The following is a 12,663-nucleotide window of genomic DNA, read 5'->3' as shown; positions in this document are numbered from 1 at the left end:
ATCCCCGATCTGATCTGGCGATGCCCTGCCAATTCAAAGATCACCTCTGAGCTTTAGGAGTCAAGCACACGGTGGGCGGACCTCGCGTGGTTCACTCGCATGCCGCATGTCCTGTGTAGAACGGTCGGCGTGGGAGGGCTGCCCGGTGTGCTGGGCGTATCGCCTCTCGCCCGCCGGCCACAACCTACTGCTCTGCAACCGGGCCCGACACCTTCTGCTGTACAGCACGGAAGTACCGAAACCACCGCGGCCGGAGCTGGCCGCCAGCGCCCTTCAACGGCCATCTGAACAGCTCACACGGCCTCAATGACCCCTCAGCCGAGAGTTCGGGACGAAGAGGTCGCTCCGCTAAAGTGCGCCGCATTACCGACGACGGCCGGAGGACCTGCCGCTCTCTATGGCGCTGCGCTGGTCGGCACACCTGGTGGCGGTGGGTGGATCGGCCAGAGGAACCGTTGGAAGTCTGTCCAGCTCCCCATCTGTTCCGTTGACATCCAACGCTGACATCAACGAGGCCGGACGACGGCATACAACAGCAGCCTTGGACGACTGTCGGACCGGCCGACGAAGGCACCAAGGGCGGGCGTAGATCGAACTCCTGAAGCGGTGCTCAGCCAGCCGCGGCCTATCCGCGGACTCGGCCCGCTTGATGTGCCACGCGCAGGGGCGTGACCTGCTGCTTTTCCCAGGACGCAAGGGGCCTCCGGAGCCGTGTGCGCAGGTTCGAATCCTGCCGGGGGCACCTTGGATCAGGTGCCCAAAGGCCCCGCCACCAGCGCTTTCGCTGAGGACGGGGTCTTGGCGTATGTGCAGCCATGTGCCGCTCGGAGCGGCCTATGTCGGGTGCTGTGGACTATGCGTGGACTGGCCGCCGCCCAGGAATCAGCAGGTCAACCCCGCCAAAACGACGAGGCCCCCGGACCGTGGTCCAGGGGCCATCATGCCGCAGTGCGGGTGTCGGAGGTGTGTCGCGATCAGAGCCCGTTGCCGGGCTCGTCCTCCTGGCCGTCGCCCTCGCCGAGGAGTTCGGCGATCCGGCGATTGGCGACGTCTTGGCGGCCGTCGAGGCACTTCGCGTACCGGCTCAGGAGCACCTCAACGCTGTTGCCCGCTCGCTCCGCAACCTCGGTGGGGTCCACGCTGCCAGCGCCATGTTTCGCCGACGATTCGTCGTTGACACGGTGGCAGACGCGGCCGGTGAGCTGGGCCCGGAGCATGGTGGCAGCTTTGCCGAGTTCGGAGCCGAAGCGCTGCCCGCACACCTCCAGGTAGATGCCGGCCGCGCGGCCGAGCTGGGCGATGCGGATGAGCTTGGTGACCATCGCGTCGCGGCGCTTCTCGTCGTCACGGCTTGCAGCGAGGAAGAGTTCCGCGACCTCGTCGACGACGACCACGACCGGCACCGGCCGCACCTTGTCCGGCAGCCCCCACACGTCCGAGGTGAGGACGGTGTCCGGACCGACGGAGGCCAGACCGATCAGGCGGAACCGTGCCTCCATCTCTTCCAGCAGGGCATCGAGGAGTTCGTTCGCCCGGTCCGGGGTATCGGGGAGGGCCGACAACCGCGGTGCGAACGGCGCGAGTTCGACGCCCCACTTGCAGTCGATCCCGACGAGGACGACCGGTTGCCGGGCCAGACCGCACAGCAGGTTGCGCAGGTAGACGGACTTGCCGGACTGCGTGGCTCCGAGGATGAGTCCGTGCGGCACGGCACGGAAGTGCCGTACGTGCCAGCGCCCGTCATCGCGCAGCGCCAGCGGCAGGGAGAGAAGGCCGCCGCTCTGCTGCCGAGGGCGCCGCACGTTCGCGAGGACGTCCCAGCCGATCAGCCGCAGTTCGAGCCAGCCCGGCTTGGTCGGGCGGATGTGCACGGCGTGCGCGGCCCAGGCATGCCGCAGGCGGTCTGCGGAGGCCATGAAGTCTTCCGGCACCTGCCCGGTCGCCATGCGCAGCCGCATCACGAGCCCGGACCCGGTCGGCCGCGGGAACGACCGGCGAGGCGGTACGGGCGCCGCCTCCCGGCCGATCATCCGGGCCGTGGCCCGACGGACAGCCGAAGCCGGGACCGTCAGGCCGCAGGCGTCCATCGTGGCCCGGTACGTGGTGAGCACCCGCAACGCGACGAACGGATACCCCACGAGCCACCAGAACACGGCCGGCACATGACGACGCAGCACCAGCAGCCCGACCACGCACACGGAGTCAGTCATGCCGGTCAGCCCTTGACCGGCGCCGGTGCATTGACCATGACGGCGTCCGCCCGGTAGGCGATGCCGTGGCGCATCCGGCCGCCGAACTCCCTCTCCCAGGGCCGGGCGAAGAGTCCGGACAGGACGACCGGAGCACCCATCATCAGGCCCTCACCGAGGCCCTGCTCGGGGACGGTGACCTTGAGCTCAGCGCGGGGAGCAACGCACCCTGACTGTCTAGGAGGGTATACGAGAAGTCGGCTCGAGTTCAGTCGATCTGAGGGACCGTCGACATGGGAACAGCAGGGAGGGGCATTCGAACAGTCAAGCCAAATGCAACGAGTGCGAGGCCCCTTCGGTCCGTGCAACCGACAACAGGGAGTGTGCAATGTCGAGTTATGGCAGCTCTTCTGCCGCGTCCTCCAGCTCGCGCACCAACGGTCTGGCGATCGCAAGTCTTTCCTGCGGCATCATCGGCCTGTTCATCTTGAACATCGTTCTGGGACCCCTGGCCATCATCTTCGGCGCCGTGGCCCGACGCCAGGCAGCGGTCAAGAACGGGGCCGGCATGGCAAAGGCCGGAATCATCCTCGGCATCGTCGACGTGGTGCTGTGGCTCGTGCTCCTGGCCGTCGCCGCCAGCAATGGCGGGTTCAGCTGGTACGTAGGTGGCTGACCGCCACAGTCAAGCGCAACTTACGGGTGGGCACCTGACCGGGCGTTGGGTGCCCACCCGTATGTCCACCGAGACGAGCACGCGCTACGTCAGCACCCAGTGGAGGACGGTGGCGTCGTCATGAACCTTTCCCCGTGGCCAGCGCCGGCCTTCGAGGTCGTCGGCTTCGGCTTGACGCACTCGACGGATCAGCTCATCGGCATCGGTCGATGAAATGAACGCCAAAGCCTCTTCCCACGTGGCGAGTTCGAAGCGGTCGACGAGGCGTGTCGCACCGTCGCTCAGCAGCGTCACGAAGGACAGGGAACCCAGCGGGACCGCTCCCGTAAGAGCGTGTTCGGCCGCGTGAGGATCGGGTCCGGCGATCCAGAAGCCGCCCGGCCGGTTACGCAGCCCCGTAAGCGCGTCCCGGTACTCGGCCAGGGCGGCGGCATGCTGAGGCGAGCCGGTGGGCAGCGCGTCGACCGGTCCGCGCAGCCGCTTGCCGACGTCGTCCAGGCGCCGGTCGCTAACGACGGTGGCCCCGGCGTCCTTGCCTGCGAGGAGGAGCGAGGAATCACCGAGGACTAGGTATTCCAGCACATCCACACCGGCCCTGACGGCGACGACCGTACTGCTCGGACTGGCTCGATGGACCAGGTCGCAAACGTCCTCGTGCAGCGACCTGACGACGCCGATCGCGTCGGCCAGGCATTCGGCCAGCGGCCGGGCGGGATGCGCGGTGATGGTGCTCAGCAGCAGCCCCTGGACCACGGAGAGGCAAACGACGCTCCTGTCCTCGACGTCTCCTATCCCTCCAGCCCTGATGACGCCATTCAGACAGTCAGCCAGTTGTGGCGCGCGGATCTCAACCACTACGACCCGCTAGTCACCGCGGAGGCGTCCGAGCCGGCGTGGAACGAAGCGTCACTCCGGTGGCTGGTCGCGTCGCCCCCGAGCCGGGCATTCCCCGGCCGCGTGTCGACGGGGTGCGAGTCGGTCTCGGCGACGTGGCAGCGATCAAGACCGCAGCAGACATGTTCGCCCAGCTTGACGATCAGTTCGGCGGTGACCACGCACGCCACTCCGTCATCCAGTACCTCAACAACGATGTGACTCCACTCCTGCAAGGCCGGTACACCGAGCAGGTAGGCCGGGCCCTGTTTTCGACCGTGGCGGAAGCGACGCTCCTTGCCGGTTGGATGTCCTACGACGCCTGCCACCACGGACTCGCCCAGAGGTACTTCCTCCAGGCCCCTCCGCCTCGCCCAGGACGCCAACGACCGCCGGCTCGCGGACAGCGTCCTGTCAGCGATGAGCCATCAGGCGACCTTCTTGGGGCGGTACGCCCAGGCCGCGACTCTTGCCCGTGCGGCGCTCATGCGTATCTCCCCGGTGGCCACGCCGACGCTGCGCGCTCAGTCCCATGCGATGGAGGCACGTGCACTTGCTCGCACGGGAGACGTCGCCGCCTGCGAGGCGGCTCTCAGCGCGGCGACCAAGGCGCTCGAAGGTCGAAACAGCGACGACGAGCCGGAATGGATCAGCTACTTCGACGAGGCCGAGCTTGCCGCGGAAGCCGCCCACTGCTTCCGTGACGTCAACAGCGCCCGCCGGGCCGTATCCCACGCCGAGAACGCCATGAGCGGCAGCCATGTACGAAGCGACTTCTTCGCGACGATGGTCCTGGCCCACGCCCACTTGCGCGCGGGCGACGTCGAGGAGGCATGCCGCGTAGCCCTCGATGCTCTGGATCTCGGCGAACAGCACAAGTCAGCGCGGTGCGTCAGCTACCTCGCCGAGTTCCGCCGGAACCTCAGCGCCTCTGGCCACGGTGTCGCAACACGTGACCTTGCCGAAGAAGCACGTGAGCACAGGCTGTGGATCGCTTCTGCGGTCTAGGTATGACGCTGAACGTGCGCCGCCGACCCTCGGGCTGCCTCGCGTCGTGATCGAGGTATGCGGTTCCCCCTGGCGATTTGCTACCGATTGGTAGACCACCAGTATGGCCGTGCTGCACTAGCTGTCGGCCAGGCAGATTGATCCGCGATCAAACTGTTTCTCCCGGCCCAGGAAGCACGGATAGTGTGCCGCTGGATGTCGCGCCGTCGTGAAACGGCGGTGCCTGCGTGACACGGGGGAGCGGATGAGAATGCGGTCAGGCTGGATAGTGCTTGCCGTCGCGGTGTTGACAGCCGCGGTGGGGTGCGGAAGGGGAAGCAGCGAGGCACCCGTCCTCTCATCCGCGGAGCTGCAGGGTCGATGGTGGTCATGGGTGTCCGCCGGGCCTGACGAATCCGATCCCGTCGCGGACCAGGACGGAAGCTCATGTGCTCGGTCACAACCGGACGACGTGTGGTTCCTTGCCGGCACGTACGGGGAATCCGTCCGACGAACCTGCACCATTCCTTACGGCCGGCCTGTCGCCTTCCCCCTCGTGAACAGGTACGGCACTTCTCAAGAATGCTCGGACTTCATGGCGAGTGCCACCGGGTCGGCCGCCCTCGACGGCAAGCGCCTGGATGCGGATACCTATCGCGGGGAGCCGATTCAGATCGGCCGTTTCGCCGGCAGTCGTGCCACCGGTGGGGACAGTGGTTTCCATACCATTGGGTGCGGATTGTGGATCCAGTTGCCGCCTCTGGAGACGGGCCCACACGTTCTGAAAATTCGCGGTGGGTCTGACAGTTTCCGGGTCAGCGTCGACTATGCGCTGACCGTCGAGGCGGGGCAGCGCTAGAACGGACTCCATAGGTCGCGTCCCTCACCTGTGCGCAGAGACCGGACCCGCCGGGCGAACTCGGTCGCAGAGCGCTCACTCACGTCGACTTGGTGACCGAGCCACGCCACCATCATCAGTTCCCGCAGGTCGGCCAAGGGCTCGTATCCGGGCCAGTTCATGAGGTCGAAGCCGTACCGGTGGACGAACTCCGCGTACTCCGCCTTGGTGTGCCAGCCGTACCGGTCGTAGTAGAGCGCGGTCAGGATCAGGTCCCGCTCGCGCGGGGCGAGGGCGAATCCGTCGAGGTCGATGAGGACCGCATGACCATCGCGGTGGCGGAGGATGTTCCCGATGTCGGCGTCACCGTGGATCAGGCCGAAGGGCAACACCAAGTCCAGCCGGTCGTACTCCTTGGCGAGCTTGGCCGCTCGTTCCTCAAGGAAGGACCGGTCCTCCGGAGAGACAGCGTGCAAGCCGTCCAGCGAGGCCGACAGCTTGGCCAGGGGATCGAAGTAGGGCAATCCCAGCGACTCGGGTTCTTCTTGCCAATGCAGGCGACGGAGCAGGTCGGCCAGCTCGCCGACCGTCGCGTACTCTTCCCGCTCCTGGACGCTCTCCCAGAAGGTCACCACCAGGCCGCGGACGAGGCCGGGTTGTGTGATGGCGGTCGGCACTCGTGTGGCCGGGAAGTCGATCGTCCCCAGCCATCAGGCGACACCCACGGCGCGTTCCATCTCCGTCAGGACCGCAGGATCAGGTGCGATGCGGACGATGATCGGTAAGGAAGCCAGCCGGTACACCGCGTTGGAGCCCAGTCGCAGCAGTTCCGCCCCGGTGGAGTCGAGGCCGGCCGCCTCGCACGCCTCACGCATGACGGCTTCCACGCCCTCCGCCGTGAACTCCGTGCCGCCGTCGTGCGCTTCGCCGCCGGTGCCCGAGATCATGCCTTCGACGATACGGCGCGGCCCCAGGCCCGGACAGGGCACCCACGTAATAGGGGCGTGATGATCTTGGCTGGGTCCCACCTTCGGCACCGCTCCCCCGCAGGTCAGAGCCCCGGCAGCCTTCGCTCTCACCTGGCCTCCGGAGCCGTGTGCGCAGGTTCGAATCCTGCCGGGGGCACCTTGGATTAGGTACCCAAAGACCCCGTCATCAGCGGAAACGCTGAGGGTGGGGTCTTCGCGTATGTGCGGGCGGGGGCCGCTCGGAGTGGCTGTCGGTCGGGTGTTGTGGACTCTGTGGACTGGCCGCGGGGCAGGGATTCGCAGGTCGGCCTCTCACCAGCGTCCTGGCGCCGACGCTTGCACCTGCATGTCGGAGGTCCACCACGGACCTCAGAGCGCGTCGACCATCCTCACTCAGTTCGGCTCGTCCTCCTGCTGCCAGGCACGGGGCCAGTTGCCCGACGGAGGAGGCGGCCCCGCAATGTCCAGGTCACGTCGCGCCAGGGCATAGAAGGCGTCACGCGCTCGGCTCACCTGCTGCACGGCTCTGGTCCAGCCCGCGTGATCGTCCTTCATGCCGCGTGCGTACAGCTCAACGTTCCAGACCGCTTCGTGCCACTTACGAGCCGCCCCGATCGTTTCCGCGTCTCCGATCAGCAGCACGGATTCCCACTCGGCTGCACGCCGCACTTCGTTCTCCGCGAGCTGCGTCATGCCCAGTTCGGGATCCAGCGGGTCCACTGCGTGCGGAAACCCTCGTGCAGCACCCATGCGCTGCGCAACGCTCAGCTGCTGTTTAAAGGTGTTGGCGTAGGACGCATACGCGTCCAGTCTCTTTTCGTCCCACCGCTCGGCTCTGCCTCGTCGCCAACGGTTCCGCTCCGCGATGTTCGTCGCTACGTAGGAACTCGCTGCTCCCACCACAACACCCAGCAGAGCTGGCAACTGCTCCCACAACGCCAATTCCCCCTATGCCTGGCGCTTCAGTAGTGGACACGGTGTCGTATCCGGGGTCTTCGGTCCAGATGGCAGGCACGTCGCTCCCCGAGGAATGGCCGGCCACGTCGCCGGTGGCGGCTCCGAGTGGGCGTGGTCGGTCGGCAACTCGCTGCGGTCAGTGGGGAGTCGGGGCCTAGCGTTGGGCGTGATGGTCTCCGTGTGGTGCGCGGCTGGGCCGTTTCGCTGTCACGGAGGGGCTGGCCTGGTCTGTGTGCCTCGGGTTCGCGTCGGAAGGGCCTCGTATGGGTGGGCGTTCGTTGCGGGGCAATCGGGATTTTTCTGTGTTCTGGGCTGTTCAGGCCTTGTCCGAGGTCGGGAACGCGTTTTCGTTGGTGGCGCTTCCGTTGTTGGTGCTGCATACGACCGGGTCCGCGGCGCAGATGGGGTTGCTGACGGCTGTGGCGGGTGGTGCCTCGTTGCTTACCGGGCTGGTGGGTGGGGGGTGGGTCGATCGGTTCGACCGGCGGCGGTTGATGATGTTGTGCGACGCCGTCCGGCTGGTGGTGTACGGCCTCGTTCCGGTTTGCTGGGCGGTCAGCCCTCAGGTGTGGGTGTTGTACGTGGTCATGGCGGTGGCCTCGGTGTTCGAGATGCTCTTCCAGATCACCTACGTCACCGCTGTGGCGAATCTTGTCGACAAGGATCAGATCGTCGCGGCGAACGGGCGGCTGGAGGCGACCAACGCCATCGCCTACATCGCGGGTCCGGCCTTGGCCGGTGTGGTGTCCGGGTTCTTCGGGCCGACCGCCGCAGTCGCGATCAACGCGAGCAGCTTCGGAATCTCGCTGGTCGGGCTGGCCTTCGTCCGGCTTCGGCCCGCCGCCCGGCCGCCGGCCGCAGCGGGGCAGGATCTGCGGTCCGGGTTCCGGGTCGGGGCCGCGTTCCTGTGGCGTACGCCCGTGCTGCGGGCGCTGACCCTGCTGCTGACCCTCACCACCTTTCTCAGCCTGGGCATGACCGACGTGTTCATCTACCAGCTGCGCCACGGGCTGGGGCAGGACGAACGCACCGTCGGATACGTCCTCGCGCTGGCCGGGATCGGAACCTTCTTGGCCGCTGCCGCCACCGCTGGGTTGCGCAACTCCTGGGGCTTCGGGCCCTGTTGGTTCGCCGCCATGAGCCTGTCCTCGGTCTCGTTGCTCGTGCTCGGCGGTACCGGGCGGGTGTCCGTGGCGGCCGTGACGATCTGCCTGTACTCCTTCGGCATGGCGCTCGCGGGCGTCCTCTCCATGTCCCTGCGGCAGCAGGTCACGCCGGACCATCTGCTCGGCCGGGTGACCTCCGCCTTCTGGACCATCCACGGGAGCCTGGCTCCCCTCGGCGCCGCCCTGCTGACGGCCCTGGTCGGCCGGCTGGGCACGCGGGGGCCGCTGACCGGGGTCGCCGTCGTCTTCCTCGCCGTGGTCGGCCTCGCCGCCTTCACGCCCGTACGGCAGCGGCGGCCGGAGCTGACCGCCGTGGAGGGGGAGGGTGCGGGCGGGGAGACGGGAGCGGGGAGTCGGTGGTGACCGCTGCCGTCAGGTCAGCGGTTCCGTGCGGGTGGCGACGTGCTGTCGCGGATCCTCAGGTCCACGGGTACGACCGTCAGGGGCGGCGGGGGGGTCGTGGGGGCGTCGATTCGGTCCAGGAGGACGTGGAGGGCTCGGGTGCCGATGTCCGTGAAGTCCGTCCGGATCGTGGTCAGCGGGGGGAGGAAGTGGGCCGCCTCCGGGATGTCGTCGTAGCCGACCACGCTGACGTCGTCCGGGACCCGGCGGCCCGCCTCGTGCAGGGCGCGCAGGACGCCCAGGGCCATCTGGTCGTTGGACACGAAAACCGCCGTGATCTCCGGGTTTCGTGCCAGCTCGCGGCCGAGGTCGTAGCCGGAGTCGGCGCTCCAGTCGCCCAGGAGGGGGGCCGGGACCGGGATGCCGGCCGTCTTCAAAGTGGCCCGCCAGCTGTCCGACCTGCGGTCCGCCGACGCCCAGCCCCTCGGGCCCGCCACATGCCAGACCGTGGCGTGGCCGAGGGACAGGAGGTGCTCCGTGGCCGTACGGGCGCCGGTGCGGGCGTCCGAGGTGACCACCGGGGTGCCGTCGCCGAGGTCGTTGTCCAGGACCACCAGCGGGGTTTCCAGGTGGGCCTCCGCCAGCGCCTTCGCCACCCGCAGCTGCGGGGCGATCGCGATCACACCGTCCGCGCCCTCCGCCGACAGACGGTCCGCAGCCCGGACCACCGTGTCGCGGTCGGCGATGTCCAGGGCGATCGAGCTGACCAGGTAACCGGCCTCCTGCGCCGCCGTGTTGATCGCGGTCAGGGTGGAGGCCGGGCCGTAGCGCGCCGCGTCGAACGAGATCACCCCGAGCATCCTGGTCCGGCCGCTGGCCAGCGAGCGGGCGCTGCGGCTGGGGCGGTAGCCGAGCGTGCGCATGGCCGCGAGGACCGCCTCGCGGGTCTCCGGGCGTACCGCCGGGTGGTCGTTCAGCACCCGCGAGACCGTCTGCTTGGAGACGCCGGCCAGTTGCGCCACGTCGGCCATCACGGGGCGCGCGCCCGCGAAGTTGCGGCGGCTGCGGCCTCCCTTGGTCGCCGGGCCGTCGGCGGCGCTTGGGGTCATCTTGGGTGCCCTCTTCTGTCCTTCGGCCGGGTGGTCGGGGGGTCCGGGGGGACCCCGACCGTGGTGGGGGTGGTGGAGACGGTGGTGGTGGAGACGGTGGTGACGGTGGTGACGGTGGTGGTGAATCCGGTGCCGCTCCCGCCGGGTCCACAGGATAGGCCGGTCCGTGGTGGAGGGCTGTGGTGCGGGGGGTGAGGGCTGTGGGGCGAGGGTGGGGGTGGGGAGAGGCGGGAGCGGGTCCGGTGCGTCAGTGGGCCGCCGGGCCGAGGTCCGGTGTGTCGGTGAGGTGGGCTCGCGTCGCGGTGGTGGCCTGGAGTTCCAGGAGGATCAGGTCGTTGGTGCCGGGGCGCAGGACGGGGGCCGGGACGTACAGGGTCCGCTGCGGGCCTCGGTTCCAGTAGCGGCCGAGGTGGAAGCCGTTGATCCACGCCTGGCCCTTGGTCCAGCCGGGCAGCGAGAGGAACGTGTCCGCCGGGGTCCTCACCTCGAACGTGCCGTGGTGGAAGGCCGGTTCGGCGGAGCCGGAGGCGGATGTGGATGCCGTTGTGGAGGCGGGTGTGGAGGCGGCGGTCTGTTCGAAAGGCAGCGGGGGTGGGGCGTCCAGCGGGAGGGGCTGGCAGTCCCAGGCGCGCAGGGGTGTGCCGTCGTAGGTGACCGGTCCCAGGAGGCCCTTGGGCGTGCCGATGCGGGGGCCGTAGTTGACCCGCCCCATGTTCTCCACCAGGACGTGGAGCTCGGCGCCGGGGCGCGGCACCCGGACGGCCAGGGTTTCGTCGTGGCGCTCTCGTTCCAGTACGCCGACGGGGGCGCCGTCCACGAAGATCTGGGCGCGGTCGCCCACTCCGCCGGTGAAGTGGAGGAGGCCCAGGCCCTCGGTGGGGAGCGTGGTGCGGTACAGGACGTATCCGGCCCGGTGGCCGAGGGTGTCTGCGGAGAGCGGGTCCGTGGGGGCGGGGATGGCCTTGGTGGTAGCCAGGGGCAGGAGTGGCGTGCGGTGCGTCAACTCGACTGTGGTGGGGATGAGTTTGCGTGCCGGGGACGGGATCGGTTCGTCGGGGACCGGGGCGTGGCGGGCGATGACCTCGCGGAAGGCGTGGTACTTCGGGCCGGGGTCACCGTGCTCGGTGAGGGGGGCGTCGTAGTCGTACGAGGTGACGGTGGGGGCGTACGTGTGGTGATGGTTGGCGCCGTTGGTGAAGCCGAAGTTGGTGCCGCCGTGGAACATGTAGATGTTGACGGAGGCGCCCGCCGAGAGCAGGCGGTCCAGGTCGGCGGCGGCGTCCTCCGCGTCCCTGCCGTGGTGCGGGCCGCCCCAGTGGTCGAACCAGCCGATCCAGAACTCCGCGCACATCAGCGGGCCTTGGGGCTGGTGCTCGCGCAGGCGCTCCAGCGAGCGGTCGATGCGGCCGCCGAACGTGCCCGTCGCGAGGACGCCGGGGAGGCTGCCCTTGGCGAGGTGTTCGGGATCGGCCTGGTCGCAGGTGAAGAGGAGTTCCTCCACACCGCGGGTGCGCAGGGCGGCTTCCAGGTGCTTGAGGTACGCCGTGTCGTCGCCGTAGGCGCCGTACTCGTTCTCCACCTGTACGGCGATGACCGGGCCGCCGGACGCGGCCATGTGCGGGAGGAGTGGGGGGAGGAGGAGGTCGAGGTAGCGGTCCACGGCGTCCGTGAAGCGGGGGTCGCTGCTGCGGAGGCGGATGTCGGGGTCCGCGGTGAGCCAGTGGGGCAGGCCGCCGCCGTCCCACTCCGCGCAGATGTACGGGCCTGGGCGGAGCAGGACGTGCAGGCCCTCTGCGGCGGCTAGGCGCAGGAAGCGGGGGAGGTCGAGGAGGCCGTCCAGGACGAGGGTGCCTGGTTCGGGCTGGTGGAGGTTCCAGGGGATGTACGTCTCCACCGTGTTCAGGCCCATCAGGCGGGCCTTGTGGAGGCGGTCGGGCCAGTGGTCGGGGTGGACCCGGAAGTAGTGGAGGGCGCCGGAGATGATCCTCAGGGGGGCGCCGTTGAGGAGGAAGCCGTCGGGGGTGGTGGTCAGGGCGGACATGCGGGGTCCCTTCGAGGGGATGGGGTGGGGCGGGTTATGGGTGCCTGTGCGGGTGTTGCGGGTGCGGGTGGTTGTGGGTGCCGGTGGTTGTGGGTGCCGGTGGTTGTGGGTGCGGGTGGTTGTGGGTGCCGGTGGTTGTGGGTGCCGGTGGTTGTGGGTGCCGGTGTTTGTGGGTGCCGGTGTTTGTGGGTGCCGGTGTTTGTGGGTGCCGGTGGTTCAGGTGCAGGTGGTTGTGGGTGTCCGTCGTGCGCCTGGGGGCCGTGGGTGGGTCGGGGTCGTGGCGGTGCGGCCAGCCCGTCGCAAGTTGGGCGTACTGCTGCCCGCTGCCACAGTCGGACGTGGCAGTGACGGGCTACGCGACGGGCTGCGCCGCACCGCCACGACCCGCTCCCCTGGTACGGCGGCCGTCGGCTCGATCGGTCGGCGCCGTACCGCCGCGGCCCACTCCCCCGGTACGGCGGCCGTCGGCTCGATCGGTCGGCGCCGTGCTGGCACCACCCGCTCCCCCGGTACGGCG

Annotated in this window: 12 protein-coding genes and 1 pseudogene; 4 read left to right on the top strand and 9 right to left on the bottom strand. The window is 68.9% G+C overall.

The features are described from left to right. Positions 1-974: 974 nt before the first annotated feature. A complete protein-coding gene (locus tag ACFWJX_RS05965; RefSeq protein WP_383237495.1) occupies positions 975-2,210 on the bottom strand; it encodes an FtsK/SpoIIIE domain-containing protein in 1,236 nt (411 codons plus the stop codon). A gap of 5 nt (positions 2,211-2,215) precedes the next feature. After that, a pseudogene (locus tag ACFWJX_RS05960) lies at positions 2,216-2,395 on the bottom strand (hypothetical protein); the annotation flags it as partial. A gap of 182 nt (positions 2,396-2,577) precedes the next feature. On the opposite strand from ACFWJX_RS05960, the gene ACFWJX_RS05955 reads away from it, so the two are divergent. Beyond that, on the top strand, positions 2,578-2,865 hold the full coding sequence (locus ACFWJX_RS05955) for a DUF4190 domain-containing protein (protein ID WP_073492655.1): 288 nt from the start codon (positions 2,578-2,580) through the stop codon (positions 2,863-2,865). Positions 2,866-2,949: 84 nt separating this feature from the next. On the opposite strand, the gene ACFWJX_RS05950 is transcribed toward ACFWJX_RS05955, so the two are convergent. Then, complete coding sequence (locus ACFWJX_RS05950; protein WP_383237492.1) at positions 2,950-3,720, bottom strand: integrase; 771 nt, start codon at positions 3,718-3,720, stop codon at positions 2,950-2,952. Next, the gene (locus ACFWJX_RS05945) at positions 3,720-3,920 is read right to left on the bottom strand and encodes a hypothetical protein (RefSeq protein ID WP_383237489.1); all 201 of its coding nucleotides are present in this window, start codon (positions 3,918-3,920) and stop codon (positions 3,720-3,722) included. Before ACFWJX_RS05945 ends, ACFWJX_RS05950 begins: the two co-directional genes overlap by 1 nt. A 238-nt stretch (positions 3,921-4,158) precedes the next feature. Here ACFWJX_RS05945 and ACFWJX_RS05940 point away from each other — a divergent pair, with 238 nt between their 5' ends. Beyond that, positions 4,159-4,746, top strand: a complete 588-nt coding sequence (locus ACFWJX_RS05940; RefSeq protein ID WP_383237486.1) for a hypothetical protein — start codon at positions 4,159-4,161, stop codon at positions 4,744-4,746. A 574-nt stretch (positions 4,747-5,320) separates the two neighbouring features. Then, positions 5,321-5,584, top strand: a complete 264-nt coding sequence (locus ACFWJX_RS05935; protein WP_383237484.1) for a hypothetical protein — start codon at positions 5,321-5,323, stop codon at positions 5,582-5,584. On the opposite strand, the gene ACFWJX_RS05930 is transcribed toward ACFWJX_RS05935, so the two are convergent. The 3 genes from ACFWJX_RS05930 to ACFWJX_RS05920 form a co-directional block, all read right to left on the bottom strand. Next, entirely contained in the window at positions 5,581-6,240 is a 660-nt protein-coding gene (locus ACFWJX_RS05930; protein ID WP_383237481.1) for a phosphotransferase family protein, read from the bottom strand. The genes ACFWJX_RS05935 and ACFWJX_RS05930 overlap by 4 nt on opposite strands. 33 nt (positions 6,241-6,273) lie before the next feature. Further along, entirely contained in the window at positions 6,274-6,510 is a 237-nt protein-coding gene (locus ACFWJX_RS05925; protein WP_383237479.1) for a hypothetical protein, read from the bottom strand. Positions 6,511-6,924: 414 nt separating this feature from the next. Then, the gene (locus ACFWJX_RS05920; RefSeq protein ID WP_383237476.1) at positions 6,925-7,467 is read right to left on the bottom strand and encodes a hypothetical protein; all 543 of its coding nucleotides are present in this window, start codon (positions 7,465-7,467) and stop codon (positions 6,925-6,927) included. 284 nt (positions 7,468-7,751) lie between these two features. Between ACFWJX_RS05920 and ACFWJX_RS05915 the strand changes: the two genes are divergently transcribed. Continuing rightward, positions 7,752-9,017 (top strand): MFS transporter, encoded by a 1,266-nt coding sequence (locus ACFWJX_RS05915; RefSeq protein ID WP_383237473.1) that lies wholly within the window; start codon positions 7,752-7,754, stop codon positions 9,015-9,017. Between the two features lie 14 nt (positions 9,018-9,031). Here ACFWJX_RS05915 and ACFWJX_RS05910 read toward each other — a convergent pair whose 3' ends face one another. Further along, the gene (locus ACFWJX_RS05910; RefSeq protein ID WP_383237470.1) at positions 9,032-10,105 is read right to left on the bottom strand and encodes a LacI family DNA-binding transcriptional regulator; all 1,074 of its coding nucleotides are present in this window, start codon (positions 10,103-10,105) and stop codon (positions 9,032-9,034) included. Positions 10,106-10,352: 247 nt separating this feature from the next. Next, complete coding sequence (locus ACFWJX_RS05905; RefSeq protein WP_383237467.1) at positions 10,353-12,146, bottom strand: glycoside hydrolase family 35 protein; 1,794 nt, start codon at positions 12,144-12,146, stop codon at positions 10,353-10,355. Positions 12,147-12,663: the final 517 nt, after the last annotated feature.

Source organism: Streptomyces sp. NPDC058335 (assembly GCF_042723915.1).
Lineage (GTDB): Bacteria > Actinomycetota > Actinomycetes > Streptomycetales > Streptomycetaceae > Streptomyces.
The sequence above is the reverse complement of the archived record's forward strand: the minus strand, read 5'-3'. Positions and strand labels throughout refer to the sequence as shown.

Bases quoted from the DNA above. Each gene is read 5' to 3' on its own strand.
- ACFWJX_RS05965 (WP_383237495.1), bottom strand. From the start codon at position 2,210: ATGACTGACTCCGTGTGCGTGGTCGGGCTGCTGGTGCTGCGTCGTCAT.
- ACFWJX_RS05925 (WP_383237479.1), bottom strand. From the start codon at position 6,510: ATGATCTCGGGCACCGGCGGCGAAGCGCACGACGGCGGCACGGAGTTC.
- ACFWJX_RS05915 (WP_383237473.1), top strand. From the start codon at position 7,752: ATGGGTGGGCGTTCGTTGCGGGGCAATCGGGATTTTTCTGTGTTCTGG.
- ACFWJX_RS05940 (WP_383237486.1), top strand. From the start codon at position 4,159: ATGAGCCATCAGGCGACCTTCTTGGGGCGGTACGCCCAGGCCGCGACT.
- ACFWJX_RS05910 (WP_383237470.1), bottom strand. From the start codon at position 10,105: ATGACCCCAAGCGCCGCCGACGGCCCGGCGACCAAGGGAGGCCGCAGC.
- ACFWJX_RS05955 (WP_073492655.1), top strand. From the start codon at position 2,578: ATGTCGAGTTATGGCAGCTCTTCTGCCGCGTCCTCCAGCTCGCGCACC.
- ACFWJX_RS05905 (WP_383237467.1), bottom strand. From the start codon at position 12,146: ATGTCCGCCCTGACCACCACCCCCGACGGCTTCCTCCTCAACGGCGCC.
- ACFWJX_RS05935 (WP_383237484.1), top strand. From the start codon at position 5,321: ATGGCGAGTGCCACCGGGTCGGCCGCCCTCGACGGCAAGCGCCTGGAT.